Raw genomic sequence first — 26,074 nt, forward strand, 5'->3', positions numbered from 1 at the left:
GTCCGACACTCTTTGGGCACGACACTCCTGCCGTTACGCTGAACACATGCGGATGGAGTATGTGACGGCGGTTCTGGCCGTTGTAGACCTTGTTCCGTCAGGCTCGGCGGTCTCCTATGGTGACGTCGCGGAGCTCCTGGGTGCTGGCGGGCCGCGGCAGGTCGGCGCAGTCATGAGCCATTACGGAAGCTCCGTTGCCTGGTGGCGCGTGCTCAGGGCCAGCGGGGAGGCGCCTCCCGGTCACGAAGCAGACGCCTTGCGGCACTACCTGGAAGAATCCACCCCGCTGCACGGCGCCTACGAGGCCTTCCTGAGGACGGGTGAAGGGCGTTGGCGCGTCGATCTGACAGCCGCCCGATGGGCGCCCACCGACACCGACTTCGACCAACTTGATGTGATCTCTGACCAGTTGGAGCGTCAACTCCATAAATTGTCGGTGCCCGATGATGAAATGACTGTGTGACCGCCACTCCTGCCAAAACCCGCCAAGCACCGGCAGCGCTCCGCCTGCTCCCGCCGCGTGAGACCCACTACGCGGCACCCGTTTTGTCTCCGGACCAACGTGAGGTCGTTTCCCTCCGGCAGGGGAGCGGCCCCGTCCTCGTGCCCGGGGGGCCGGGCACGGGCAAGTCAACGGTGCTCGTCGAATCCGCCGTGCACCGCGTTCGTGAAGATGGACTGAATCCAGAACAGATCCTCATTCTCGCTCCGGGCCGCCACGCCGCCGCGGCGTTGCGCGATACCTTCACAGGACGGCTGGACCGCAGTCTCAGTACGACGCCGGCACGCACCTGGGCGTCGTACGCCTTCGACGTTATCCGGCGGGCAAAAGCTGAAGGCATCCTGCCGCTGACGCGGCCACCGAAGCTTCTGTCGGGCCCCGAACAGGACCTCATCATCAAGGAATTGTTGGAAGGCCACTCCCGTCCGGAGTTCCAGTTGCCTTGGCCGGAGGATCTCGCAGCAGCACTTCCTACCCGAGGCTTCCGTCACGAGATTCGGCAGTTGTTCGATCGCATCATCGAATCGGGGCGCACCGCAGAGGACTTGGTAGGGCTTGCGTACGAGTGCGGACGGCCTGATTGGATGGCGGCAGCCCAGCTCTACAGCGAGTACCGTGATGTTTTGGACCTCCGTATGCCGGAGGCTTTTGACCCTGCCGGAATCATCACCACGGCGCGTCAGATCTTCCAGGATTCGCCGGAGTTCCTCGCCGCGGAACGGGAGCGCCTCCAACTCATTCTTGTGGACGACGCCCAGGAATCGAATCCGGCAGTGTTCGACCTTCTTGCCGATATCGGGGAAGGCAAGGATGTCGTGGTGACCTACTCGCCGGACACGGTGGTACAAGGTTTCCGCGGCGCACGCCCGGACCTGGTCTCAGAGCTGCCAACGCTGCTTGGCGGCCCGCAGCACGCCGTTCTCGAACGTCCGTTGGCAGTGACCCATAGGCACATGCCGGAAGTAGCTGAGGCTTGGACGCGGGTCGCGGCCCGCATCTCGCAGCGTTCCGGTGGTCAGTTGGCCAGGCAGTTGGAGCAACCTGACCGTCCTCAAGGCCCACATCCGGCCGCCGGGGAAGGTCGCGTTGAGGGGCACGTTCTGCCATCCGCCGTCCACGAGCTCCGGTACGTCGCGCAGCGGATCCTCGAAGCACAGCTGCGGGAATCCCGGGAGTTCAGTGACATCGCGGTGATCGTTCGGAACGGCGGGCAGATTTCCCAGTTGCAGCGGTATCTGAGCGGACAGGGGATCCCGGTGCGTGTTCCAGTAGCGGACTCAGCTGTCCGTGACGAAGTCGCTGTCCGTCCACTGCTGGAGGCCTTTGCCATTGTTCTGGACCCGTCAAAGCTCACGCCGGAAACCGCAGTATCCCTCCTGACATCGCGTATCGGAGGTGCCACTGCCATCGAGTTGCGAAGGCTGCGGCAATCCTTGCGCCGCGAGGAACTTTTGGGAGGTGGCGGCCGCTCCAGCGACGCTTTGTTGGTGGAGGCCTTACTCCAGCCGGGGGCGCTGGCATCGCTGGGAATTGAGGGCAGTTCCGCCCGCAGGTTCGCCCGCATGATCGCTGCCGGTACCGCCGCCGCTGCCGAGCCAGGCGCCAATGCGGAATCTGTACTGTGGGCTCTGTGGCACGCAACCGGGCTGTCTTCGCGGTGGGCAGAGATTGCTCTTGAAGGCGGCAACGCCGGGGCGCGCGCCGATCGGGACCTCGACGCCATGATGGCGCTTTTCCATACGGCCGAGCGCTTCGTTGACCAGCTGCCCGGTTCCGGTCCCGAACAGTTCCTGGACTACCTGTTGAACCAGGAACTGCCCATGGATACCCTTGCCGCACGGGCGCAGCTGGAGGCCTGCGTTGAGATCATGACTCCCGCCAGTGCTGCAGGCCGGGGATGGCCCGTGGTGATCGTCGCGGGTCTTCAGGAAGGCGTGTGGCCCAACACCCGCCTCCGTGGAGAGCTGTTGGGCAGCACGGTTTACGCTGACGCCGTGGAGCACGGAGTGGACTACGCCCTCCGCCGTGGACCGCTGAGCAGGCTCCGGGACATTCGTTACGACGAACTCAGGAGCTTCTCAACAGCTGTATCGCGGGCCCGCGAGGTGTTGATTTGCACGGCAGTCTCTTCTGAGGATGAACAGCCCTCGGCTTTCCTGGACTACGTGGCCCCACTGGGCCCGGGCGAGTATAAAAGGGGCTATACCCCTGTTGACCGTCCCATGACCTTGAGGGCTCTTGTTGCGGAACTGAGGCAGCATGCCCAGGTGGAAGAACACCGCTTCGGAGACACCGGCACAGCGCATGAGGCCGCTCGGATATTGGCCAGGCTCGCCAGCACCGAGCCGCCGGTTCCCGGGGCACACCCGGACACCTGGTGGGGCTTGGCCGCACTGAGTTCCCCGGAGGCCGTTGTGCCGCCAGGAGGTACAGTTTCTGTTTCGCCTTCCAAGGTGGAAGCCGTTCACAAGTCCCCACTGGACTGGTTCGTCCAAGCAGCCGGAGGGGAAGCTGCCACAGATTTCGCGCGCAGCCTGGGCACCTTGGTCCACAGCATTGCGCAGGAGCTTCCCGAAGCCTCTGGAGCCGAGTACGTCGCTGAACTGGTACGCCGCTGGCCCACCTTGGGAATGAAGGATAACTGGGAGGGAAAGCTTGATTTCCAGCGGGCGGAACTCATGGTCCGGAAGTTGGCCCAGTATGTGCTCATCATGCGTAGCGACTCACGAAGTTTGCTCGCTGTAGAGCACGACTTTGAAGTTCAGCTTCCTGATGTCACTGTGGATTCCGTTGGCGTTAGTGGTCCTGAAGCCCTTGAAGAGGCGGCCGTACGTCACGCGGTACTTCGCGGCCAGGTGGATCGCCTTGAAATAGACCCGGAGGGAAGGCTTGTGATCGTGGACCTCAAGACCGGCAAACGGCAACCCGGCAAGGCTGAGGTTGCCCGGCACCCGCAACTGGGTGCCTATCAGGCCGCGGTCCTCAAGGGTGCTTTTCAGGACGCTGGAACGGGACAGGAACTCACCGGCGCCGCGTCAGCAACCGGATTCGTTCCCGGCGGCGCAGTGTTGGCCCAGCTTGGAACCAAGACAAAGAGCCCCGGCGTACAGCAGCAGGATCCCTTGGACCCGGCAGAGAATTGGGCAGAGGGCCTGGTCAATGAGGCAGCCGCACTGATGGCAGGGGCAACGTTCGAAGCACGGCACGACCCCGGCAAGGGAGGGCATGGCGGTCATGGATGCCGTCTGCCGGACATCTGCCCGTTGTGCGCCAGAGGAAAGCAGGTCACCGAATGACAACCGAGCTCCTGGAGGGCCTTGCCTCCGGTGCCCCGGACTGGGAGGGAGTCCCCGAGCCCAGATTTTCTCCTTCAGAGCTGGCCCGTATCCTCGGCGAAAAGAACCACCCCACGCCCGAGCAGGGGAGCATTATTTCCTCGCCGCTCTCACCTCGCTTGGTGATTGCCGGGGCAGGTTCGGGCAAGACGGCCACCATGGCGGACCGTGTGGTGTGGCTGGTGGCCAACGGCTGGGTGCGTCCGGAGGAAGTTCTGGGCGTGACATTCACCCGGAAGGCTGCTGGCGAGCTGGCGAGCCGGATACGGTCCAAACTGGCCACGCTCCAGCGAATCGCGGCGGAGGACGATGGCACCATTGGCTTTCCGGAGGGGCTCCTTGGAGCAGACGAACTCGAACCCAAGGTGTCCACTTACCATTCCTACGCAAGCGGTATCGTGTCGGACTACGGCCTGCGGTTGGGCATCGAACGGGACGTCGTCTTGCTGGGTGGTGCACAGTCCTGGCAATTGGCCAGTGAAGTGGTGGAGGCTTACGACGGAGACTACGAACATTTCACAGCCGCGAAATCCACACTCGTCAACGCGGTCATCCAGCTCGCAGGGGAGTGCGCCGAGCACCTCCAGGATCCGGGGGAGGTCCGGGAGTGGGTTCTGGAACGCGTTGAGACCTTCGAGCAGCTTCCCTACGTAAGCGGGGCCAAGAAGAATCCCAGCCAGGCTGCCGGAGATCTCGCGGCCATGCTCCGGACCCGTGCCAGCGTTGCCGATATGGTGGTTCGCTATCAGGAAGCGAAACGTCAACGCGGTGTCCTGGATTTCGGCGACCTCGTTGCACTGGCGGCACGCATCGCCAGTGACATCCCGCTAGCTGCCACCACTGAACGCGCTCGCTACAAGGTGGTACTCCTGGATGAATTCCAGGACACCTCCCACGCGCAGCTCGTCCTGTTCTCACGTCTTTTCGGCCAGGGCCACGCAGTTACTGCTGTGGGTGACCCCAACCAATCGATTTATGGGTTCCGGGGCGCATCGGCAGGCCAACTCTTCCACTTTGTGCAGGAGTTTCCCGTGCGGCACGCGGACCCTTCCGGCGGCGATGTGTCCTACTCCGTAGCCCCTACCTCTTACTTGACCACAGCCTGGCGTAATGGCAGGAACATTCTCCAAGCCGCCAACACCATTGCGGCGCCTTTGAACCGGGCGGCGGCATTGGACGGGCCTGCAGGGGAGAGGGAGACAGCCAGCAGTGTCTCGGTCCCCGCATTGGTTCCCAGCCCTGCCGCCGTGGATGGACGCGTGGTGATCGCTCGCTTCGGGACGGATGAAGACGAAGCCGCCGTCATAGCCCGCGATGTCCGCCGGTACCAGAAGACTGTTTTCGAGGAAGAGAAGGACGGCACCGCTGTCCAACCCACCATGGCTGTCCTGTGTCGTCGTCGGGCGCAGATGGAGTGCCTCCGCCGTGAGTTCGAACTCCAGGGTATTCCCTACGAGATCGTTGGACTGGGCGGGTTGCTGGATACACCTGAGATCGTGGATCTGGTGGCAACTTTGCGGGTTCTTTCTGATCCAGGACGTTCTGATGCGCTGATGAGGTTGTTGGCTGGTGCGCGGTGGCGGATTGGTCCGGCGGACTTGATGGCCTTCAGCGACTGGTCCCGCTTCCTGGCCCGTCGCCGCTCGGCCCCGAATGCCTCCCATGAGTCCTTCGAGGACAACGAGGAACCCGCAAAGACCGTGGTTGAAAGTGACATCACGGATGCCGCGAGCCTCGTGGAGGCCCTGGACTTCCTTCCCCGGCCTGGCTGGACTTCCGGACATGGGAGGAGCCTGAGTGCTGCTGCGCTGCAACGGCTGACCAGCCTTGCCTCGGAGCTTCGCTCGCTCAGGAGCTACATCGGAGACGACCTCACCACACTTCTTGGCGAGGTGGAACGTGCCATGCTCCTGGACATTGAGGCGGCCGCCAAGCCGGGAATCAGCATTCACCAAGCGCGCCGCAATCTGGATGCTTTCCAGGACGCCGCGGCCGGGTTCCTTCAGACGTCACAGCGCATTGATCTGCTGGCGTTTTTGTCGTGGCTGGAAGCTGCGGCCTCTGAGGAAGGCGGCTTGGATGTGGCCCCCGTTGAGACCAACCGGGAGGCGGTGCAACTGCTGACTGTCCACGCCTCCAAAGGTTTGGAGTGGGACGTCGTCTTTGTCCCCGGACTCAACGCTGGTTCGTTCCCCAGCAGCAGGGATTCGCGGTGGAGCACGGGCGCCGCAGCGTTGCCGTGGCCTTTGCGGGGAGATCGTGCCGACCTTCCCCAGTGGGACCTCGATCAGCCGGACCAAAAGGGTTGGCTGGATGCCGAGAAGAGTTTTAAATCCGAGGTCCAGCATCACGGCGAGGCTGAGGAAAGAAGGCTCGCTTATGTTGCCTATACCCGGGCGAAGTTCGTTCTGTGGGCCTCGAGCGCTGCGTGGAATGGCTCCCGATCCGGAATGGCCGGCATGTCTTCCTTCCTCTCCGAGCTCGCACCGCTTGCCGGCGCTGCTCCAACGGCAGAAGAGGGCCGGACGCAGCCGGTCGGCAGTGCGCCGTCAGCCCGAGCGGCGGAGGTGCACGCTGAATCGGTGGCGGAGGAGGCCTTGCCCCAGGAAAGTCCGTTGACCGCAGTACTCGAGGTCGCGCAATTTCCCTATGACCCACTCGAGGGTCCTTCAGATCCAAGAACCGGCGCGCGCCTGAGGTTGACTCCCGGCAGAAGGCTGGCCATGGACCAGGCTGCGGAAATGGTCCGTGGATTTATGGAGGAACCTGACCCGGAACACGCCGCAGAACCTTCACATATCCTGACAGGTCCGGCCGCCAAATGGTCCCAGGAGGCAGAACTGCTGTTGGACCGCCAGCGCCAGCTAAAGACCGTTCAGGATGTCCACCTGCCCAGCCATATCTCCGCATCACTTTTCGTTGACCTGGGTGCTGACCCTGGGGCCGTACTGTCCCAGCTGCGCAGGCCCGTTCCCCGTGAACCGGGCATTTCGGCCCGAAAGGGTACGGCCTTCCACGCATGGGTGGAGGAGTACTTTGGGACAACAGGCATGTTGGACCTTGATGAAGCGCCGGGATCTGACTCCCACATTGACGAGGCGTACGGCCTGGATGACATGGTGGCCGCGTTCAAGGAGTCCGAGTGGGCCCAGCGTGCACCCGCATTTGTCGAGGTGCCCGTGGAAACCCGGATTGGTGACGTCGTAGTCCGCGGGCGCATTGATGCCGTGTTCCAGGATGCCGATGGCCGCTGGCAACTCATCGACTGGAAGACCGGACGACGCCCTGCAGGTCGGCAACTGGCAACCCGTGCGGTTCAGCTGGCCGTTTACCGGCTCGCATGGGCTCGACTCCGGGACGTTCCCCTCGAGGACGTCAGTGCAGCGTTTTACTATGTGGCAGATGACGCCTTTGTGAGCCCGCACGATCTTGGCAGCGCCGAGGAGCTGGAACTGATTGTTGAGAGGGCGTTGAAGATCAGCAGCTGAATAAGTGAAGGCCCGTAAGCTCAGGAACGCTCGGCCGGGCGAAGCGGCGTCACGCTGACCACACTGATTGCGGCAGTGGAGGTGTCGTCGTAGCCTGAGGTTTCGCCGGCGTCAGCTTCCTCGGATTTCTCCGACTCATCCGCAGCGGGAATCGCAGCCACGCTGACGGCGGGAATGCCGGCCGGTGAAGCGGAAACCGTCATCAAGGCGGCCTCTTGCTCAGCCGTTCTCGCAGCTTCTTCATCGCGGCGTATCTGCTCGTCGATGTCGTCGGCGAGTGTCTGGAGCATGGCTTCCGCTTCTGCGGTCATGCTCTGGTGCCCTGCTGCCATGGCCTTGACTAAATATTGGGCGAGGGCAAACTCAGCCAGCAGCGCCGCCCGGCGAAGAAGGTGGGCGTCAGGGACATCGCGGCGCGTCTGAGTGTAGTGGCTTAGCACGGTCTCAACGAATGATGCTTCGTTGGACGCCACCAGCCAGGCGAAGTCGTCTGCAGGATCGCCGATCCGCAGATCCGTCCAGCCCGTCAGGGCCGTCACAGTGTCGTCCTGCACCATCAGGTTGTCTTCATGAAGGTCCCCGTGGACCACTGAAGGGTTGAAGCGCCACAGGGCGACGTCTTCCAAGGCGTGCTCCCAGCGACGCAGCAGGGTGGCCGGAATCTTGCCGGTGGTTGCTGCTTGGTCCAGCTCGTTGAGTTTGCGTTGCCGGAACTCATTGGCCGAGTAGCTGGGAAGATCTGCATTAATGACCAAGGGCAGCGGCAAGTCATGAATGGCTGCCAAAGCTGTGCCCACCTCCCGCGCGAGAGTGGAACTTCCGGCGGACAGTTCTTCGATGGAGAGCGTGGAGCCCTGCAGGTGCGCGTAGACGAACGTCGTCAGGGCACCTTGCCGCACTGTGCCGGCGATGGTGGGCACATGGAAAGGCAGCTCGGCACGGATGGCCGGCGCAAAGGCCCTCAACACCATGAACTCGGTTTCCAGGCGGGTGCTGGCTTCCGGATGGCGCGGTGAACGTACCCGCCAGCGTTTGCCTTCCGCATCCAGCAGCAACGCTGAGTCGAAGTCGGCGTCGTCGTCGGGGGAATAGGCTGCGGCCGTCGGCGCCAGGCCGGGCACCGCCGCGGTTGCTATGGCGGCCAGTTCGAGCGGTGTTCTTCTCACCTTCTCCACGGTAGATTGAGTGCGGCCTGTGGCCATGATGCAGTGCGGCGAGTCTTCAGATCCGCAGCAAATGCGCAGGAAATATGGAGCAAAACCCGGCATTGATGCCCAAACTGTGAAGGCCATGGGAAGGTGTCCACAGCGGGGGACCCTTCCAAATGTTTTTTGTCGGTACGAGTCAGTACGGTAGATACATGAGTTATACGGAGTCGCCGGCGCTTGCCAACCACCTGATGGAGACCGTTCTTCCCGTTCGCCCTGCCATGGTGGATCGCGGCTCGGGCATCCGCATGAAGCCCGGAATGGTTGAGGAGCTTATCGCCTCCGGCTCGGCCAAGGCCATCGTCATCTCGCAGCGCAAAGCATTGGTGACCGCTGACGGTCTGTGGTTCGGAGACGCCGCTCCGCTATGGAACGCTCTTGACGGGTCCGGTGCCGGCGCTGTTGCCGCCATCTACCTGGGCACCACCTTGACATCGTCTTCGTTGCCGGAGGGCACTCCCATCGTGCTGTTCACCGTTCCGGAGCAGCCGGCTCCCGGCACCGCCACGGTGCCGATGAACGCTGAATGGGCAGGCTTCCGCGACGTCGCGGCGCGTCTTGATGCCAAGGACACCGCTTTGTTTATCGAGGCCAGTGCAATCTCCAACTGGCACGCCACCCACACGCATTGCCCGCAATGCGGCACGCCCACAGATATCGAGGCAGGGGGCTGGGTTCGTCGTTGTCCAAAGGACAACTCAGAACATTATCCGCGGACGGATCCGGCCATCATTGTCACGGTAGTGGGCCCCGATGGCCGGCTCTTGCTCGGCGGCGGCGGTCCTGTCGACGCCAAAAATTACTCTACGCTCGCAGGATTCGTTGAGCCCGGTGAGTCTCTGGAGCAGGCCGTGGTGAGGGAAATTGGCGAAGAAGTGGGCGTTCGTGTGACTGCCTGCCAGTACCTCGGTTCACAGTCCTGGCCCTTCCCCGCTTCCCTCATGTTGGGATTCACCGCTAAGACGGACGACGCCGTGGCGCGGCCCGACGGCGTGGAGGTTACCCGCGCACGGTGGTTCAGTCGCGAGGAGTTGCAGGCTGCCGTACTGAGCGGTGAGATCACCATTTCAACGCGCTTGTCCATAGCGCGTTCTCTGATTGAGCATTGGTACGGCGGCGTCATCGAAGACCTCCAGCCGTGACCGAAGAGACTTTCGACTCCAGCATCTCACTTGAGGAGCGCATCCTCGGCGGCCTGGACGAAGAACAGCGCGAAGTAGCCAGTACTTTGACGGGACCCATGTGTGTCCTGGCAGGAGCAGGCACGGGAAAGACACGTGCCATTACCCATCGCATCGCCTACGGAGTTCATTCCGGCGTATACAATCCCCAGAGGTTGCTGGCCGTCACATTTACGTCCCGTGCCGCCGCCGAGATGCGAAGCAGGCTCCGCGATCTTGGCGTTGCCAATGTTCAAGCCCGCACCTTCCACGCAGCGGCCTTGAGGCAGTTGCAGTTCTTCTGGCCGCAGGCAATCGGGGGCACTTTGCCCAGCCTGCTGGACCACAAAGCCAATATGATCGCCGAGGCTTCCCGCAGGCTCCGCCTCAGCACTGATCGTGCATCCATCAGGGATCTGGCGGCGGAGATCGAGTGGGCCAAGGTCTCCATGCTGACGCCGGCGAATTACCTGGAAAATGCCCAAGGCCGTGGAACTCCCGGAGGTTTCGATCTCACAGCGGTTTCCAGGGTGTTCCAGGCCTACGAGGACATCAAAACGGACCGCAACGTCATCGACTTTGAAGATGTCCTTCTCATCACTGTGGGGATACTTCAAGAGGATCCTAAGGTGGCGGCCACAGTCAGGGAACAATACCGGCACTTCGTGGTGGACGAGTACCAGGACGTTTCGCCGCTGCAACAACGGCTGTTGGATTTGTGGCTTGGGGGCCGGAACGAGTTATGCGTGGTGGGCGATGCCAGCCAGACCATCTACTCCTTTACTGGAGCTTCACCCAAGCATCTGCTGGGGTTCAAAGCGCAGTTCCCCGAAGCGACAGTCGTCAAGCTCATCCGCGATTACCGGTCTACCCCGCAAGTGGTGAAGTTGGCCAACGACCTCCTTGGCTCCCGCCGAAGCGGCGGGCCGGTAGCGGATGCAGCGTGGGCATCACCGCTCAAGCTCGTCGCCCAACGGCCTTCAGGTCCGGAGCCACGCTTCATGGAGTGCCCGGATGACGAGGCGGAAGCCGCCGTCGTAGCCGGCAGAATTCAGGAACTGCTCAACACCGGCGTCAAGGCCAGCGAGATCGCCATCCTGTTCAGAACCAACGGCCAATCTGAAGCGTACGAGCAATCACTTGCTTCGGCCGGCATTGGCTACCAGCTCCGGGGAGGCGAGAGGTTCTTTGCGCGCAAGGAAGTCCGCGATGCCATCCTCCAATTGCGGGCGGCAACCCGCGCCGTGGCTGAGGGACCCCAGGAACCACTAGGGCAGATCGTCCGGGACATCGTTGCCTCACTCGGTTATACGGATGCCGCCCCGCACAACGGGGGAGCACTGCGTGAACGGTGGGAATCCTTGGCAGCTTTGGTTGCCTTGGCTGATGAGCTTGCAGTCAGCCGTGGGGAGTCCTTCACCTTGGCTGAGTTCGTCAACGAACTTCAGGAGCGCTCGGTCGCGCAACACGCCCCCACCGTTCAAGGCGTCACTCTTGCCTCTTTCCACGCCGCGAAGGGCCTGGAATGGGATGCAGTGTTCCTGGTGGGCCTCAGCGAAGGCCTCATGCCTATTTCCTTTGCCGACACCCCCGAGGACGTGGACGAAGAACGCAGGCTGCTGTACGTCGGGATCACGCGTGCACGCGAGCACCTGAATCTTTCCTGGTCCACGGCCCGAACACCGGGCGGCCGGGCCAACCGGAAGCCGTCCCGTTTCCTGGACGGACTTCGCCCTAATTCCGTGGCATCAGCCAATGCGCGCAGCAAGACAGGTCCCACGCGACGGAAAGCCGCTGCCCCGGCGTCGTGCAAGGTCTGCGGAAGCATGCTATCCAGTGGCGCAGAACGCAAGGTTGGGCGCTGCAACCAGTGTCCGCCCACGTATGAGGAGCAAACGTTCGATGCCCTGAGGCAGTGGAGGCTGGACCAGGCCCAATCTGCCGACGTTCCAGCCTATGTTGTGTTCACGGACGCTACACTGACGGCCATTGCCGAGGCCAAGCCGTCATCGCTGGAGGAACTGGCTGGTTTGGCCGGGATCGGCCCATCCAAGCTCGAACGCTATGGCGAAGCCGTCCTGGCTGTGCTCGCTGAAAGCAGCGAACTCTGATGACCCGCCCATCCGCCTCCAATGCGGACGTTCCGCACATCACGGACGACGGCGCACCCGTCGTCGTGCGTCGGTCAGCGAGGCGGCGCCGAACCGTTGCAGCTTTCTGGGAAGACGGCAATGCCGTGATCGCCATCCCTGCCAGCTTCACCAAGTCTCAGGAACGTGAATGGGTACGGCGAATGCTGGCCAAGCTGCATAAGCAGGGGGAGCGGCAAGCAGGTTCCGGCAGGCGCCGTCCGGCTACGGACCAAGCACTCGCCAAGCATGCCGAGCACCTCTCGCAAACGTATCTTGGTGGGCGGGCAGTCCCCACGTCGGTTCGCTGGGTGTCCAACCAGAATTCCCGGTGGGGCTCGGCGACTCCTGCGGACGGCACCATCCGTTTGTCGAACAAGCTGCAGCGGATGCCGCAATGGGTTATTGACTACGTCCTGGTGCACGAGCTGGCTCACCTGCTCGTGGCGGGGCACAATGCCGAATTCTGGAAATTGGTTGAGGCCTACCCTGAGACTCAGCGGGCAAAAGCCTTCCTCGAAGGCGTTGCGTTCGCTACTTCCCGGGGTATCCCTGCGGAACCTGATGCGGAGGATCCCGCTGAACCCGCTTGGAACGCGGCTGACTAAACGCCGAAGCTTGTAGCGAGCAACGGCGCTGTGAGTAAAGGCCCTCTGAATAACGGCGGCTAAGGAACAACGGCGCTTAAACGGACAACGGCCGCCATGGAGATGGCGGCCGTTGCTGATGTAGCACAGCGTTTTATCCGAGGGTGTCACACCCAAGGGCTCTGCTGACGAGGTGGTGCCTCGTTACTTTGCCGGCGTCCCGGGGTCGCTGTCATCTGCTTCCCCTTCTTTGCCGGATTCGTTCTCCGCGGAATCTTCCTGAGGATCCTTATCTTCGGTCGTGGTGGCGTCGGGGGTTTCGTAACCGCCACTCAGAAGCTTCTGCAGGGCGTCATCAACTTCGCTGTCGCTTGCCTCGGCAAGGCGCCGGCGTTCGGAGAAGCCCTTGGGGTCGTCCAGGTCCTCACCTGTGGGCAGGAGGTCCGGGTGGTGCCAGATCGCGTCACGTCCGGCGATGCCCCGTTCTTCCTTGAGCGTGGCCCACAGCGTTGCCGCTTCCCGGAGCCTGCGGGGACGCAGTTCCAGGCCTACCAAGGACGAGAACGCGTGCTCGGCTGGTCCGCCCGTTGCGCGGCGACGCCGTACGGTTTCGCGCAGTGCAGTCGCGGACGGCAGCACCATGTCGGTGGCTTCGGCTGTGAGTTCATCCACCCAGCCTTCCACCAGGGCAAGCGCTGTTTCGAGCTTCTCCAGCGCGGCCGTCTGGACCGGCGTGCGTTCGGGTGTGAAGACGCCTTGGGACAGTGCTTCCTGGATTCCTTCGGGGTTGCTCGGGTCGAGGTCCCGGGCGAGGTCTTCAATGCGGGACATGTCGATGTGAATGCCGCGGGCGTAGGCCTCAATGGCTCCAAGCAAGTGACCGCGCAACCAAGGAACCTGGACGAACAAGCGTGCGTGGGCGGCCTCACGGACGGCCAGGAAGAGTCGAACGTCGTTCTCGGGGAGGCTGAGGCCTTCCCCGAATTTGGCGACGTTGGCCGGCAGCAGCGCCATCTCCAGGTCCGCCAGCGGGACACCGATGTCAGTGGAGCTGACCACCTCGGCGGAGAGCGCGCCTATGGCTTGTCCCAGTTGCATGCCGAAAATTGCTCCGCCCATGTTTTGAAGCATTGACGAGGCGCCGCCCATCATGGACTTCATTTCTTCAGGCATTTGCTGGGTGAGAGCGTTGGACAGGGCGTTGGCGATGCTGTTGGCCACCGGTTCGGTCAGGCGCTTCCAGGTGCCCAGTGTCGCTTCAACCCATTCGGCCCTCGACCACGCCCGGCCGATCAGGCCGGTTGCCGAGAGATCGGTCACCGGGTCCAACCAAAGTTCTGCAAGCCTCAGCGCTTCGTCGATTTCCTTAGCCTGGTGGGCGTTGACCGAAGGGTCGCTGCCGGCGGCGGCTACGCGACGTGCGTTCTCATGGGCGAGCTGCCAGTTCACGGGGCCATCAGAGGTTGAACTCATCATTGCCTGCACTTGGGCGAACATCTGCTGAAGGAGCTGGGGATCGTTGGGCAGTCCCGCGGCCTTGGCCAGCTCGGCGGGATCGATGTTGCCCATGCCCTGGCCGCCCATGAGGTTCTGGAGCATTTCTGCCAGCGGATCCTTGGGGGTCTCGTCGTCGTTGGACGGATTGTTGGGGTTGGAAGTCATGGTGCCGCCGATCGTCGAACTGGCTGGTGATCTCTTTCACCGTACCGCGCGGCCGGAAGGCTGTCTGCCCGGAGGAGCTCCCGTTCGCTGTAGGCAAAGCAGCCCTGCATCGTCGGACCGCGTAGTGTTGATGTTTGGTATGTGCCGCCGCCGCTTTCGGCGGCAGGAGCCATGGATCCGGTCACGCAATGCCGGCATAGAGAGGCCTCAATGCTTACTTCGCCCAGCCCCGAGGGCTCATTGGACCCGCGTCAGACGCCCGACGCCGATTCCGCCTCCGTGCCCCCGTCGCCGCCTCGTGACGGCCGGTACATGATGATGGTGATCTCCGGGCTCCTCGCACTGGGCCTTGGCATTGGGGCGGCAGCGTTGCCGGTTCCGTATGTCATTGAGTCGGCGGGCCCCACCTTCAATACTTTGGGTAAGGACGGCGACAAACCCGTCATCAGTATTACTGGTCGCGAGTCTTTTCCAGCGAACGGCAACCTTGACCTGACCACTGTGGTCATGACGGGCGGACCTAAAACCCCGGCGACCATCTTCGACGTGTTCCGGGCGTGGTTGGATCCCTCCAAAGCCATTTATCCGGAGGAACTTATCTATCCCAAGGGCACCACGGCTGAGCAGACTGTGCAGCAAGGTGAAATCGCCATGGAAACATCGCAGGAGAACGCCGTGGCCGCAGCATTGCGTGAGCTTGAGATTCCGTTTGAGCAGCGGCTCAACGTCGCAGGTCTGTCAGACCCGTCGCCATCCGCCGGGAAGATCCAGGAAGGTGACCGCCTGATCTCCATCAATGGCAAGGCGATCACGTCCATGAGCGTGGTTCAGGCAGAACTGGCCGCGGGTGCCGGATCGCCGGTCGTCGTGGGCTTGGACAGGAAAGGCACGGCGGTGTCTGAGACCATAACCCCCACCAAGAACCAGGCTGACAGGTACGTTCTGGGGGTTTTGCTGGCCAGTGACTTTACGTTCCCGTTTGACGTCAGCATCTCCTTGGACAACGTTGGCGGGCCCAGCGCAGGCATGATGTTTGCCTTGGGAATCGTGGACAACCTCACTCCGGGGGATCTCACCGGCGGCAAACACGTTGCGGGCACGGGAACAATCACGGCCGACGGCGCCGTGGGACCTATCGGCGGTATCGCCCAGAAGATGATCGGCGCCCGCCAAAAGGGCGCAACCATGTTCCTCGCTCCGGCCTCCAATTGTGCCGACGTCGTAGGCCACGTACCGGACGGGCTTCAGGTTGTAAAAGTGGAAACCCTTGCAGACGCCACCTCCGCCGTGGAGCGCCTCGGAGCCGGCCAGGACACGGGGAGCCTTCCCACCTGCACAAACAACTAGACTGACGGTGGAACTTAGCTTCACTGCCACTCGTGGCATAGATGACGGCCTCTGCCACCTCCCAGCGGCAGAGATTGTCAACACGCGCATACCGACTGTTCACTGACACCAATGAGGTACAGAGTTTGTCCCGTCCCGCCAGCTCCAACCCGCCCGGAAGATCACCGCTGAGACGAGGTGCTCTGACGCCGACGCTCATTGTCGTGGCAGTGGCCGTCGTCGGGTTCATTTTCTTCGCCAATGTGTGGACTGACGTCCTGTGGTACCAGCAGCTTGGCTTCTTCGAAGTTTATATCCGCGAAAACCTCGCCAGGATCATCACGTTCCTCATCGGTTTCGCCATGATGTTTGCCGCTGTTTTCTTCGCCATCAGGATCGCCTACCGCTCCAGGCCCGTCTATGCTCCGGATGCTGAGGCCCGGGACAACCTCAACCGTTACCAGGCGCAGCTTGAACCTGTTCGCCGGGTTGTCATGATCGGTCTCCCTATCCTGTTCGGACTATTTGCCGGCAGTGCGGCCGCCAGCCAGTGGCAGAAGGCGCTGTTGTTCTTCAACCAGGAGCCCTTCGGTCAGACCGACCCGTTGTTCAACATGGACATCAGCTTCTATTTGATGACGCTGCCGTTCCTCGGTTTCGTCACGGGATTCCTGATCAGCATCGCGGTTGTCGCGGGCATTGCGGGTATCCTGACGCACTACCTCTACGGCAGCATCCGCCTCATGGAACGCGGCATCTTTACGAGCCGTGCAGCGCAGATCCATATCGCTGTCACCGGTGCTCTTTTCCTGGTGCTTCTGGGCATCAACTTCTGGCTTGACAGGTATACGACGGTCCAGAGCAACTCGGGCCGCTGGGCCGGTGCCCTCTACACGGATGTCAATGCGGTTGTCCCCACCAAAGCGATTCTTGCCGTTGCTGCGGGCCTCGTCGCTATCCTGTTCATCATTGCCGCGGTCATCGGCCGTTGGCGCCTGCCGGTGATCGGTACTGCGATGTTGGTTATCACCGCCATTCTGGCCGGTGGCGTTTACCCCTGGGTCATTCAGCAGTTCCAGGTACGCCCGTCGGAGAACACCTTGGAAAAGGAGTTCATTGATCGAAATATCAAGATGACGCGGGCTGCGTACGGTCTGGACAAGATCGATGTCTCGGCTTACAACGCCACTACTACCGCCACTACCGGGGCCCTGGCCGCGGACGCACAGACCACGGCCAACATTCGTCTCCTTGACCCGAACCTTATTTCCTCCGCGTTCGCCCAGCTGGAGCAGTACCGTCCGTACTACCAGTTCCCACAGACTTTGAACGTTGACCGTTACATGGTTGATGGCAAAGTCCAGGACACTGTTATTGCTGTTCGCGAACTGAACCCGGATGGCCTGAGCGCCAACCAGCAGACTTGGGTCAACAGGCACATCGTTTACACCCACGGCTACGGCGTTGTCGCGGCCAAGGGCAACAAGTTCACAGCCGACGGCAAACCCGAGTTCCTGCAGTCGGGCATCCCGTCCAACGGTGTCCTCGGTAACGACACTTCCTATGAACCCCGCATCTACTTCGGCGAGAATTCACCTGAATACTCCATCGTGGGTGCGCCAGACGGTGCCCCGAACCGCGAGCAGGACCGCCCGGCGGGCCGTGAAGGTGGCGGCGAAACGCAGTACACCTTCAGCGGCAATGGTGGACCAAACGTTGGCAATTGGCTCAACAGAATTCTCTACTCCATCAAGTTCCAGTCTTCTGATCTCTTGCTCTCGGACGGCGTCAACGCGGAATCCCAGATTCTCTACGAACGCAATCCGCGCGAACGCGTTGAGAAGCTCGCCCCGTACCTGACAGTTGACGGTAATGCGTACCCGGCAGTGGTGGACGGCCGCGTCAAGTGGATTGTTGACGGCTACACCACCAGCCAGTACTTCCCGTACTCCCAGCCGCAACAGCTGCAGAATGCCACTGTTGACTCGCAGACCAGTGCCGGACGCACCGTGGCTCTGCCGAACAGCTCGGTGAATTACATCCGCAACTCGGTCAAGGCCACAGTGGACGCCTATGACGGCTCCGTTAATCTTTACGCCTGGGATGACCAAGATCCCATTCTGAAGGCATGGCAGAAGGTCTTCCCGACCGTCATCAAGCCGTACTCGGAAATGTCCGGCGATCTCATGAGCCACGTTCGCTACCCCGAAGACCTGTTCAAGGTCCAGCGGGAACTGCTCGGCCGTTACCACGTGACGGATCCGGACAGCTTCTACCAGAACAACGATGCTTGGAGCGTTCCGAACGATCCCACGGTTTCGGAAGCCGTCAAGCAGCCGCCGTTCTACATGTCCCTCCAGATGCCCGACCAGGAGAAGCCGGCCTTCCAGCTGACCTCATCCTTCATTCCGCAAACGGTCAATGGAAGTGCCAGGAACATCCTGTATGGCTTCCTCGCTGCTGACTCCGACGCCGGAAACGTCAAGGGCGTCAAGGGGGACAGCTATGGAAAGCTGCGGCTCCTGGAGCTCCCCACCGACACCCAGGTCCCTGGTCCCGGCCAGGCGCAAAACAAGTTCAACTCCGATCCCACCGTGTCCCAGGCCTTGAACCTCCTGCGGCAGGGAGCCTCGGACGTCCTGAACGGCAACCTGCTGACGCTGCCCGTGGGTGGCGGTCTGCTGTACGTACAGCCCGTCTACCTGAAGTCCACCGGTGAGACGTCCTACCCGACGCTGCAGCGCGTGTTGGTGGCCTTTGGTGACAAGATCGGCTTTGCGCCCACGTTGGACGAGGCCCTCGACCAACTGTTCGGTGGCAACTCCGGTGCTACAGCCGGAGATGCAGACAATAACGGCCAGACGCCCACTGCGCCTCCGGGCACCACTACACCGCCCGCTGGCCCCACCGATGCCAAGGCCGACCTCAAGGCAGCACTGGACGAGGCCAACAAGGCGATCCAAGATGGCCAGGCTGCGTTGGCCAAGGGCGACTTTGCCGCGTACGGTGCCCAGCAGACCAAGCTGTCCGAAGCCTTGAAGAAGGCTGTGGATGCGGAAACGCGTCTGGGCACCACGGCGACGCCTTCGGCAACACCGGAGGCCACTCCCAGCGCGACACCCTCGCCTACGCCAAGCAGCTAGTTCCCTGGTTGCCTGAAAGGCCGGCACCTGCTTCCCTTCGGGGGCGGGCTGCCGGCCTTTCGCGTACGGGGAGATGCACATCACGTCGCCAGGATTTGGTCTGCCATTCACCGGGCGGTAATGTTGTTCTTGCGACGCGGGGTGGAGCAGTTCGGTAGCTCGCTGGGCTCATAACCCAGAGGTCACAGGTTCAAATCCTGTCCCCGCAACTGGAGAAAAGGTCCGGATCAGTAATTACTGATCCGGACCTTTTGTTTTGCCCAATAGCTAGGGAGCCACGTCCCGGGCTCCGCCCACGCAGGCGGCGGCCACGTCGGGGGTTCGAATCGGAAGCACGTGCTGGTCTAGTGAAGCGGTTACCGCGAGGCCTGCGCGTGCAGGAGAGTGATCTGCGGCACCTTAGCTGCCATATGGTCAGAAGCACCCGAGCGGGTGCGGTAGAGTTGTTCTTGCGACGCGGGGTGGAGCAGTTCGGTAGCTCGCTGGGCTCATAACCCAGAGGTCACAGGTTCAAATCCTGTCCCCGCAACTGGAGAAAAGATCCGGATCAGTCATTACTGGTCCGGATCTTTTGTTTTAAATCATCACGGTCATCCCGGTGCTAGCATCGAACCCGGATTCGCTGAGGCAAGAGATTCGCTGAGGCAAGAATGGATGGGAAGCTCAATGGTCCACGAAGACTATGGATTTGGCCTCAAGCGTGAAGTCCTCCAGAGGGACGGTCCGGTTGCCGTGTATCAACAGGTGGCTGACGTCCTGACAGATCAAGTCAGCCGGTTGGAGCCGGGGTCCCGGATACCCACAGAAGAGACCCTGATGGATGCTTACGGCATCAGCCGAACCACAGTCCGGAAGGCTATCGAAAGGCTCGTAGCAAAGGGCCTCTTGGTCCGGCGACAGGGCAAGGGTACTTTCGTGATGGCGCAGCGTCCGGTGAAGATGTTAAACCGCCTGGCGCCCTTCATGGAGACCTTCACCGCTGCAGGGATGAAGACCGTCAAAGGCCTCATTGAATACAAATGGATGGAAAAGGATGACTCGGTGCCGGCAAAGCTGGTTTCCGACGACAACCTCGTTCTGGTGATACGCCGCTCGTATTCAAGCGCCGGATGGCCCTATGCAATCGCGGAGATCTTCATCCCCTCCCACATCGGCCGCCACATCAGTTTGGCTGATGCGGAACGCAACTCCATTTACCAAGTTATCCAGGACCGTACCCTGAAGCCTCTGCAGCGGGCCGAAATCACGGTCACCATGCATGCCCCACCCGAACACCTGGCAGACGCCCTGAACGTTCGTGGGTTCGCCATGGTGCCGCGTCTGGAGCGCACAACGCTCGGTGACCACGGAGAGGTGCTGGAGTGCACCGTGACGTACTTCCATCCCAAGGGATTTGAGATCCGAGCCGAAGTGGCCACGGACGCGAGCCCAGCGCAGGATTCCGCAGGCCTTGGCGCGGTATAGCGGTAACGACGACTAATAGACGATCTTTAAAGAAACGGGCCGGATCCTCTTCAGGATCCGGCCCGTCTCGTGGTTCAGCAGTACGTCAGGACAGACTGTCCAAGCGACTCTTAGAGCTTGTCGAAGTCGGCTTCTTCGATGGTTGCGCCGGTCGAGGCGGGAGCGCCAGCGCCAATGGCAGGCTTGGAGCCACCTGACTTGAGGGCTGCGAGGCGAGCCTCGATCTCTGTCTGCTCTCCGAGGTCTTCGAGCTGGTTGAACTGGGCATCAAGGCTGGAGCTGGCGAGCTCCTGCTGGCCGAGGACCTTGGCCTCTTCCCGGCGGATCTTCTCTTCGAAGCGGCCAACCTCGCTGGTGGGATCCATGATGTCGATGCTCTTGAGGGCGTCGTGTACCTGGGACTGCGCGGCTGCGGTCTTGGAGCGAGCCACCAGTTCGTTGCGCTTTGCGGTGAGCTGATTGAGTTTGTTCTTCATCTGGTCAAGCCCGGTCTTGAGCTTGTCCACTACCTCGGTCTGTGAGGCGATGCTCGGTTCTGCGGCCTTCGCCTCGGACTCAGCGGTCATTTGACGCTGGATGGCTACCTTTGCAAGGTTGTCGAACTTCTGGGCATCAACAGAGTCGCCGGCATTGCGGTACTCATCGGCCTTGCGGGAAGCTGCCAGGGCCTTGTTGCCCCAGTCCTGCGCGTTCTTGACGTCTTCGTTGTAGTCCGCCTGCAGCATCCGGAGATTACCGATGGTCTGAGCCACGGCAGATTCGGCCTCGGCAATGTTGTTCGTGTAGTCGCGGACCATCTGGTCCAGCATCTTCTGCGGATCCTCAGCCTGGTCCAGCAAGGCGTTGATGTTCGCCTTGGCGAGCTGTGAGATCCGACCGAAAATGGACTGCTTAACCATGGTGATGCCTTTCGTCCTGCTCAGTGGTGCCCACTGAAATCAGTGATCAGTTGTTGTACCGCTTCTATGCGGGGCATGGACCCCACTTAGTCTGTTTGGCTAGAAGTCGCCTCCGCCGCCACCGTCGCCGCCCCAGCCGCCGCCGTCGAAACCGCCACCGGAATCGCCGCCGCCGCCGAAGAAGCCACCGTCGCCTCCACCGTCATTACCGCCGCCGCCCCAGCCGCCTCCGCCGCCATTAAGGATGGAGTTGATGAGGATGCCGCCGAGGATGGCACCGCCGAGTCCGCCACCTCCGCCGCCACCGCCGAACATGCCACCGCGTCCGTACCCTTGGCCTTGGTCTGCATAGCCGAACTGGTCGACGTCGGACTGTGCCAGCTGGGCTGCCTGGGCAGCAAGTGAATGCGCTTGCTGGGCATACGTTAACGCCGTGACGGGATCATTGCGGGAGATCGACAGCGCGTAATCGAGGTTCCGCTGAGCCTCAGCCAGTCGCGTGCGGGCTTCAGTCCCCACGCCACCGCGACGTGCCGTGATGTAATCCGAGGTTGCGCTGATCTGAGCCTGTGCCGCCATGATGGTTTGCTGAAGTGAGGCCTGGGCCCGGCGGGCTTGCTCCTGCTGGTCGCGGATGCCGGACAACGACTGGTCCAGCGCCTGGTGGGCAGACTCCACGCGGCTAAGCGTCGCGATGGGGTCTATCTTTCCGCCTTGGATTTCCGTCTTTACCTGAGCTAGAGCAGCTTCAACCCCAGCCACGGGCCCCGCAAGCTCCGGGTGTTCGCCGGACTGGATCATGGCCCTGGCTTGGGCGAGGTCCTGGCTGGTTTCGGCAACCGCACCTTCCAGGGACGCCCGGGCCTCATCGAGGCTGCCCGCCGTCTTGGAGATGGCATCGATCAGCACGTTGGTCTGGTGCAGGCTTTCCTCTGCGGCCCGGACTGCCACGGCAGCCAGGCTGTTCTCGCCGGCAGCCAACTTCTCCTGAGCGGCGGTGGCTGCGTTCTGCACGAAGGCGAGTCGCTCCTTTGCCTGCAGGATGTTGTCGGAAACCTGCGTCAGAGCAGATTCGGCGTATTTTGCGCGCAAGCCCTCAAGCGATTGTTCTGCGCTGGCGATCTTTGAGTCCGCGTCCTTGGCGCCTGCCGACACCGCTGCCAGGGCCTGCGGCGCAGTTTTCTCCAGCTCTCGCAGAGAGTCGAAATCCGCCTTCTGGTCGCGCAAAGAGGCCAGTGCTGCCTCGGAGCGGCGGATGATTTCTCCGAGCCAACTCCGCTGTTGTTCTTCGGTGTCAGGAATGTGGTCATCCAGCTGCTGCTGCAGCTTGAACGACTCCGTCATATGTCCCTTGGCTTCCTCCAGGGCTTTCGTGAAGTTGCCGATCGCCGAGTCACCGTACTGCGCCTGGGCGAAGCCGAGTTCCTGCTCGCTGGACTTGATGGCGTCGTCCGCCTCGATCAACAGCGAGCCGCTCTTTTGACGCAGTTCCGGAATGCTAAGTCCGGCGAGGGGATCAAGCTGCTCGCCTTGCGGGCCGTAGCTGGCGCTGACGGCCTTGGTGCCGCCCTTCTTCCTGCGGTTTCGCAGGTAGAGGTAGGTGCCGGCACCGCCTGCAGCTACAACTCCTACACCCACTAGTACGCCGACACCAGCGTTACCGTTGGGAACCGTACCGCTGCCGCCGCCTGCGGCATCGCCGATGGCAGCCGCGGCGTCTATGACAGCCTGGGCGTAGTTCCCGGCACGCAACTGCGGGTCAATTGCCTTGCTGGTGATCGTATCCCGTTGGGCGTTGGTGATCTTGCTGTTGGCGGGCTTGCTCAGTTGGTACTGGCGTGTTTCCGTCGCTACGGCGAGAACGAGGGCATTCGGGCCGAGCTGGGCCTTCTCCGCGACGTCTTCTGTCCATTGGACGCGATCTGACGGGTTCTCAAACCTCTTTACGAACACGGCATGAAGTGTCATGGCGTGGTCTGTGCCAAGCTTCTGAATGGCTTCTTGGACTTTGGCTTTGTCGCCGCCGAGCACGCCCGCGGAGTCCACGATTTTAGTGGTCGGATCCAGTGTTACCGGACTTTCCGCCCAAGCGGAGGTGGCCGGTAGGGCCAACATTCCAGCCAGGCCGATCACGGCGAGTACGCGTTTAACTATTGACCGCATGTGCAACCCTTCAGCACGTCTGCGACTGGAACAAGGCGTACCAATCGTCACAGAATGCTCAGCGCCCCCACGCATGGTGTAAAGCCGCAGGTCGCTGTGGCAATTCCTCTTGATTCTATGGTGCACCCCCCAACCCGTCCACAGGGGTGAATATGCCACCAGCGAAATATAGGAGAGAGCTGGATTGTTGAGGCGTTGAGGGACCTTTTGACCTGTGGGGACGTGGTTGCGGTCTCTTTCAGGAAGCTCCCAGCGAACGTCCGCTTTTGTTCCAGTTATTGGGTACATAGTTGTTGAAGACGAGGACGAAAGGAAGACCCATGACGGAGAACCCAGCGCAGGGCAATGCATCAGAGAACCGCGAGCCATCAGAGCCGCGGGACACCACGGGGGAGCAGGGCGACGCCAGCGCCACCCGACAGCAGCCTGCGGGGACTTCCGGGCAGGGGGCCGGGACGGAAAACCCGGCACAGCCCACTACTCCGCTGCCGGCCTTCCAGCCTCCTGCAACCCAGCAGCAGCCGCAGTACTACGGCGCTCCGCAGCAGCATGATCCGGCTCACCGCCCAAGCTACCCACAGCACCAGCCGTTCTACGGTGGCTCGAACCCGGGAAACAGCGGCAACAGTGCCTCCCAGTTCCCCCACCAGCAAGGATTCCAGAACCCGCAGGGTCACAATAACCCCGGATTCCAGCAAGCCCCCGGTCACTCTTCTGTCAGCACCAAGCGCAAGCCGGCCTTCGGCGTCGGAACTCTTGTAGCCAGCATGCTTGCGGCGGGCCTTATCGGTGGCGGTGTAGTGGCCGGCAGCAATGCACTGTGGGATAACCCCGCCCCGGCCGCTTCAACAGGCGGACAGTCCAGTACCGTCATCGTGAACAACAAAGACGACGTCAACGTCATTACCGCTGCGGCCGCCAAAGCCTCACCCAGCGTGGTGACCATCAAAGCAACCAGCGGAAATGAGGGTGGAACTGGTTCCGGCATCATCCTGGACGACCAAGGCCACATCCTCACCAACACTCACGTGGTCACGCTGGATGGTGCCACCGCAAACGCCGTCATCGAGGTCCGTACCAGCGACGGCAAGGTCCTCAAGGCCACCGTGGTTGGCACGGACCCTTTGTCAGACCTTGCAGTCATCAAGGTGAGCGATGCCTCGGGCCTGGTCCCGGCTACGCTCGGTGATTCGTCCAAGATCAACGTGGGGGACACCGCCGTCGCCATCGGTTCGCCTTTGGGCCTCACCGGCACTGTGACCGATGGCATTGTGTCCACGCTTAACCGCACTATCAGTGTTGCGTCCTCTGCCGTGCCGGAGGGTACACCGGATGAGAGCCAGGGCGGCGACGAAGGCTTCCAGTTCGCACCGCCGAACGGGGGCCAGAGCCAGAGCACTGCCAACGAAGGCTCGATTGCCATCAACGTCATCCAGACTGATGCGGCCATCAACCCCGGCAACTCCGGCGGCGCACTGGTGAACAGCAAGGGCGAAGTGATCGGCGTGAACGTGGCCATTGCTTCGGCGGGCAGCGGAACGTCCGAGTCGTCCAGCGGCAACATCGGCGTTGGTTTCAGTGTTCCCATCAACCACGCCAAGCGCGTGGCGCAAGAGATCATCGAAACCGGTAAGGCCAGCCACGGCCAGTTCGGCGTGTCTGTTCGGTCGAAGTCCTCCACGGGCAGCGACTCCGGCTTCTCGGTGGGTGCAGAGGTTGCCTCAGTGACCTCCGGATCGGCTGCGGCCAAAGCTGGACTCAAGGTCGGCGACGTGGTGACCAAGTTCGGCGACTATGCCGTGAGCGATCCCAACCAGCTGACCGCTGCAGTCCGGGAGCAGCCTGCCGGTGCCAAGGTCAAGGTGACCATTCAGCGCGGTGGCCAGACTCAAGAGGTTGAGGTCACCCTCGACGCCGCACAACAGTAGGCCGGCACAGCAATAGGCAAGCCCAATTCACGACGGCGGGCGGCACCTCACACAGGTGTCGTCCGCCGTTTGCTGTGTCCAGGTATGAACTTGTGGGACCGGAAGAAGCATCGCGCGTAGCTGAAACAGGGCTTAACGCTGGGAGTGGTTTTCTGCGGGCAATATGCTTAGCTAGGACGAGCCCACGCGTTGGGCAATCCACGGCCACGCTGCTGCGTCTGGCCGTCCACAAGCATGGAAGGCTGCTTCGAAGACAGTGGAAGAGACATTGAAGATTGTCGTTCTGGTCAAGCACGTCCCGGACGCCCAGTTCGACCGGCATATCACCGGCCCTGGCAACACCACAGACCGTGATGAGAGCATCTTGTCTGAACTGGACGAGTACGCCCTAGAGGCAGCCCTCCAGTTGGCGGAAGAACGCGGCGGACCGAAGGCCGGGAATGAGGTCATTGCTTTGAGCATGGGCCCGTCCGGTGCGGTCAATGCCGTGAAGAAGTCACTACAGATCGGCGCGTATTCCGGCGTCCACCTCAGCGACGACGCTCTGGCTGGTTCGGATGCTGCCGCAACCTCGCTGGCGCTGGCCGCTGCGATCCGCCACATCTCGGCCGATGGCCGTCCGGTGGACCTCGTCCTGACGGGCATGGCCTCAACCGATGGCGAGACTTCGCTCATCCCGGCCCAGCTTGCCGAGCGCCTGCAGTTCCCGCAGGTCACGTTCGCTTCCACCCTCGAGGTTTCGGGCAGTCAGGTCAGCGCCCGCCGCGACGCCGGCGCCTTCTCCGAAACGGTTGAAGCGCAGCTTCCCGCAGTTGTTTCTGTCACGGACCAGATCAACGAGCCGCGCTATCCCAACTTCAAGGGCATCCTTGCCGCTAAGAAGAAGAAGATCGCCTCCCTGTCTTTGGCTGACATTGGTGTGGACGCCTCACAGGTTGGCTTGGCCGGCTCTTGGACAGTAGTGGAGTCTGCAGAAGCCCGCCCACCGCGGACAGCAGGAACCATCATTACCGACGACGGCGACGCCGGCATCAAGCTGGTCGACTTCCTCGCCGCACAGAAGCTGCTCTAAAGGGGACT

At 62.0% G+C, this 26,074-nt stretch carries 15 protein-coding genes and 2 tRNA genes; 13 read left to right on the forward strand and 4 right to left on the reverse strand.

The window, feature by feature from the left end:
• The first annotated feature begins 46 nt into the window (after positions 1–46).
• The 3 genes from ACIQH5_RS08185 to ACIQH5_RS08195 are packed head-to-tail and all read left to right on the forward strand — an operon-like array spanning position 47 to position 7,325.
• Entirely contained in the window at positions 47–463 is a 417-nt protein-coding gene (locus tag ACIQH5_RS08185) for an MGMT family protein (RefSeq protein ID WP_400401983.1), read from the forward strand.
• On the forward strand, positions 460–3,798 hold the full coding sequence (locus tag ACIQH5_RS08190) for an ATP-dependent helicase (RefSeq protein ID WP_400401986.1): 3,339 nt from the start codon (positions 460–462) through the stop codon (positions 3,796–3,798). The genes ACIQH5_RS08185 and ACIQH5_RS08190 overlap by 4 nt, the downstream gene beginning before the upstream one ends.
• Positions 3,795–7,325: an ATP-dependent helicase gene (locus ACIQH5_RS08195; RefSeq protein ID WP_400401988.1), complete on the forward strand. Its 3,531-nt coding sequence runs from the start codon at positions 3,795–3,797 to the stop codon at positions 7,323–7,325. The genes ACIQH5_RS08190 and ACIQH5_RS08195 overlap by 4 nt, the downstream gene beginning before the upstream one ends.
• A gap of 20 nt (positions 7,326–7,345) precedes the next feature.
• Here the strand turns inward: ACIQH5_RS08195 and ACIQH5_RS08200 are convergent, their stop codons facing one another.
• On the reverse strand, positions 7,346–8,491 hold the full coding sequence (locus tag ACIQH5_RS08200) for a macrolide 2'-phosphotransferase (protein ID WP_400401990.1): 1,146 nt from the start codon (positions 8,489–8,491) through the stop codon (positions 7,346–7,348).
• Positions 8,492–8,685: 194 nt separating this feature from the next.
• On the opposite strand from ACIQH5_RS08200, the gene nudC reads away from it, so the two are divergent.
• Genes nudC through ACIQH5_RS08215 form a run of 3 tightly spaced genes read left to right on the forward strand, consistent with a single transcriptional unit; the run spans position 8,686 to position 12,430 of the window.
• Entirely contained in the window at positions 8,686–9,675 is a 990-nt protein-coding gene (gene nudC / locus ACIQH5_RS08205; protein WP_400401992.1) for an NAD(+) diphosphatase, read from the forward strand.
• The gene (locus ACIQH5_RS08210; protein ID WP_400401994.1) at positions 9,672–11,804 is read left to right on the forward strand and encodes an ATP-dependent DNA helicase UvrD2; all 2,133 of its coding nucleotides are present in this window, start codon (positions 9,672–9,674) and stop codon (positions 11,802–11,804) included. The genes nudC and ACIQH5_RS08210 overlap by 4 nt, the downstream gene beginning before the upstream one ends.
• On the forward strand, positions 11,804–12,430 hold the full coding sequence (locus tag ACIQH5_RS08215; RefSeq protein WP_400401996.1) for a M48 family metallopeptidase: 627 nt from the start codon (positions 11,804–11,806) through the stop codon (positions 12,428–12,430). Before ACIQH5_RS08210 ends, ACIQH5_RS08215 begins: the two co-directional genes overlap by 1 nt.
• A 183-nt stretch (positions 12,431–12,613) precedes the next feature.
• Here ACIQH5_RS08215 and ACIQH5_RS08220 read toward each other — a convergent pair whose 3' ends face one another.
• Positions 12,614–14,071, reverse strand: a complete 1,458-nt coding sequence (locus ACIQH5_RS08220) for a zinc-dependent metalloprotease (RefSeq protein WP_400401998.1) — start codon at positions 14,069–14,071, stop codon at positions 12,614–12,616.
• Positions 14,072–14,281: 210 nt separating this feature from the next.
• Between ACIQH5_RS08220 and ACIQH5_RS08225 the strand changes: the two genes are divergently transcribed.
• The 5 genes from ACIQH5_RS08225 (at position 14,282) to ACIQH5_RS08245 (ending at position 20,004) form a co-directional block, all read left to right on the forward strand.
• Positions 14,282–15,418, forward strand: a complete 1,137-nt coding sequence (locus ACIQH5_RS08225; RefSeq protein WP_400402000.1) for a PDZ domain-containing protein — start codon at positions 14,282–14,284, stop codon at positions 15,416–15,418.
• A gap of 41 nt (positions 15,419–15,459) precedes the next feature.
• On the forward strand, positions 15,460–18,540 hold the full coding sequence (locus ACIQH5_RS08230; protein WP_400402003.1) for a UPF0182 family protein: 3,081 nt from the start codon (positions 15,460–15,462) through the stop codon (positions 18,538–18,540).
• Positions 18,541–18,675: 135 nt separating this feature from the next.
• A tRNA-Met gene (locus ACIQH5_RS08235) sits at positions 18,676–18,749 on the forward strand.
• A gap of 246 nt (positions 18,750–18,995) precedes the next feature.
• Positions 18,996–19,069, forward strand: a tRNA-Met gene (locus ACIQH5_RS08240).
• A gap of 137 nt (positions 19,070–19,206) precedes the next feature.
• Positions 19,207–20,004, forward strand: coding sequence for a GntR family transcriptional regulator (locus ACIQH5_RS08245; RefSeq protein WP_400402005.1), 798 nt, complete (start codon positions 19,207–19,209; stop codon positions 20,002–20,004).
• A gap of 110 nt (positions 20,005–20,114) precedes the next feature.
• Here the strand turns inward: ACIQH5_RS08245 and ACIQH5_RS08250 are convergent, their stop codons facing one another.
• Both ACIQH5_RS08250 and ACIQH5_RS08255 read right to left on the reverse strand, forming a co-directional pair.
• A complete protein-coding gene (locus ACIQH5_RS08250; protein WP_062072823.1) occupies positions 20,115–20,903 on the reverse strand; it encodes a PspA/IM30 family protein in 789 nt (262 codons plus the stop codon).
• 99 nt (positions 20,904–21,002) lie between these two features.
• Positions 21,003–23,066 (reverse strand): TPM domain-containing protein, encoded by a 2,064-nt coding sequence (locus ACIQH5_RS08255; RefSeq protein ID WP_400402008.1) that lies wholly within the window; start codon positions 23,064–23,066, stop codon positions 21,003–21,005.
• A gap of 320 nt (positions 23,067–23,386) precedes the next feature.
• Here ACIQH5_RS08255 and ACIQH5_RS08260 point away from each other — a divergent pair, with 320 nt between their 5' ends.
• Both ACIQH5_RS08260 and ACIQH5_RS08265 read left to right on the forward strand, forming a co-directional pair.
• The gene (locus ACIQH5_RS08260; protein WP_400402009.1) at positions 23,387–24,994 is read left to right on the forward strand and encodes a S1C family serine protease; all 1,608 of its coding nucleotides are present in this window, start codon (positions 23,387–23,389) and stop codon (positions 24,992–24,994) included.
• Positions 24,995–25,262: 268 nt separating this feature from the next.
• Positions 25,263–26,066, forward strand: a complete 804-nt coding sequence (locus tag ACIQH5_RS08265; protein WP_400402011.1) for an electron transfer flavoprotein subunit beta/FixA family protein — start codon at positions 25,263–25,265, stop codon at positions 26,064–26,066.
• Positions 26,067–26,074: the final 8 nt, after the last annotated feature.

The organism is Paenarthrobacter sp. NPDC091711, assembly GCF_044756605.1.
In the GTDB taxonomy this organism is placed as follows: domain Bacteria; phylum Actinomycetota; class Actinomycetes; order Actinomycetales; family Micrococcaceae; genus Arthrobacter.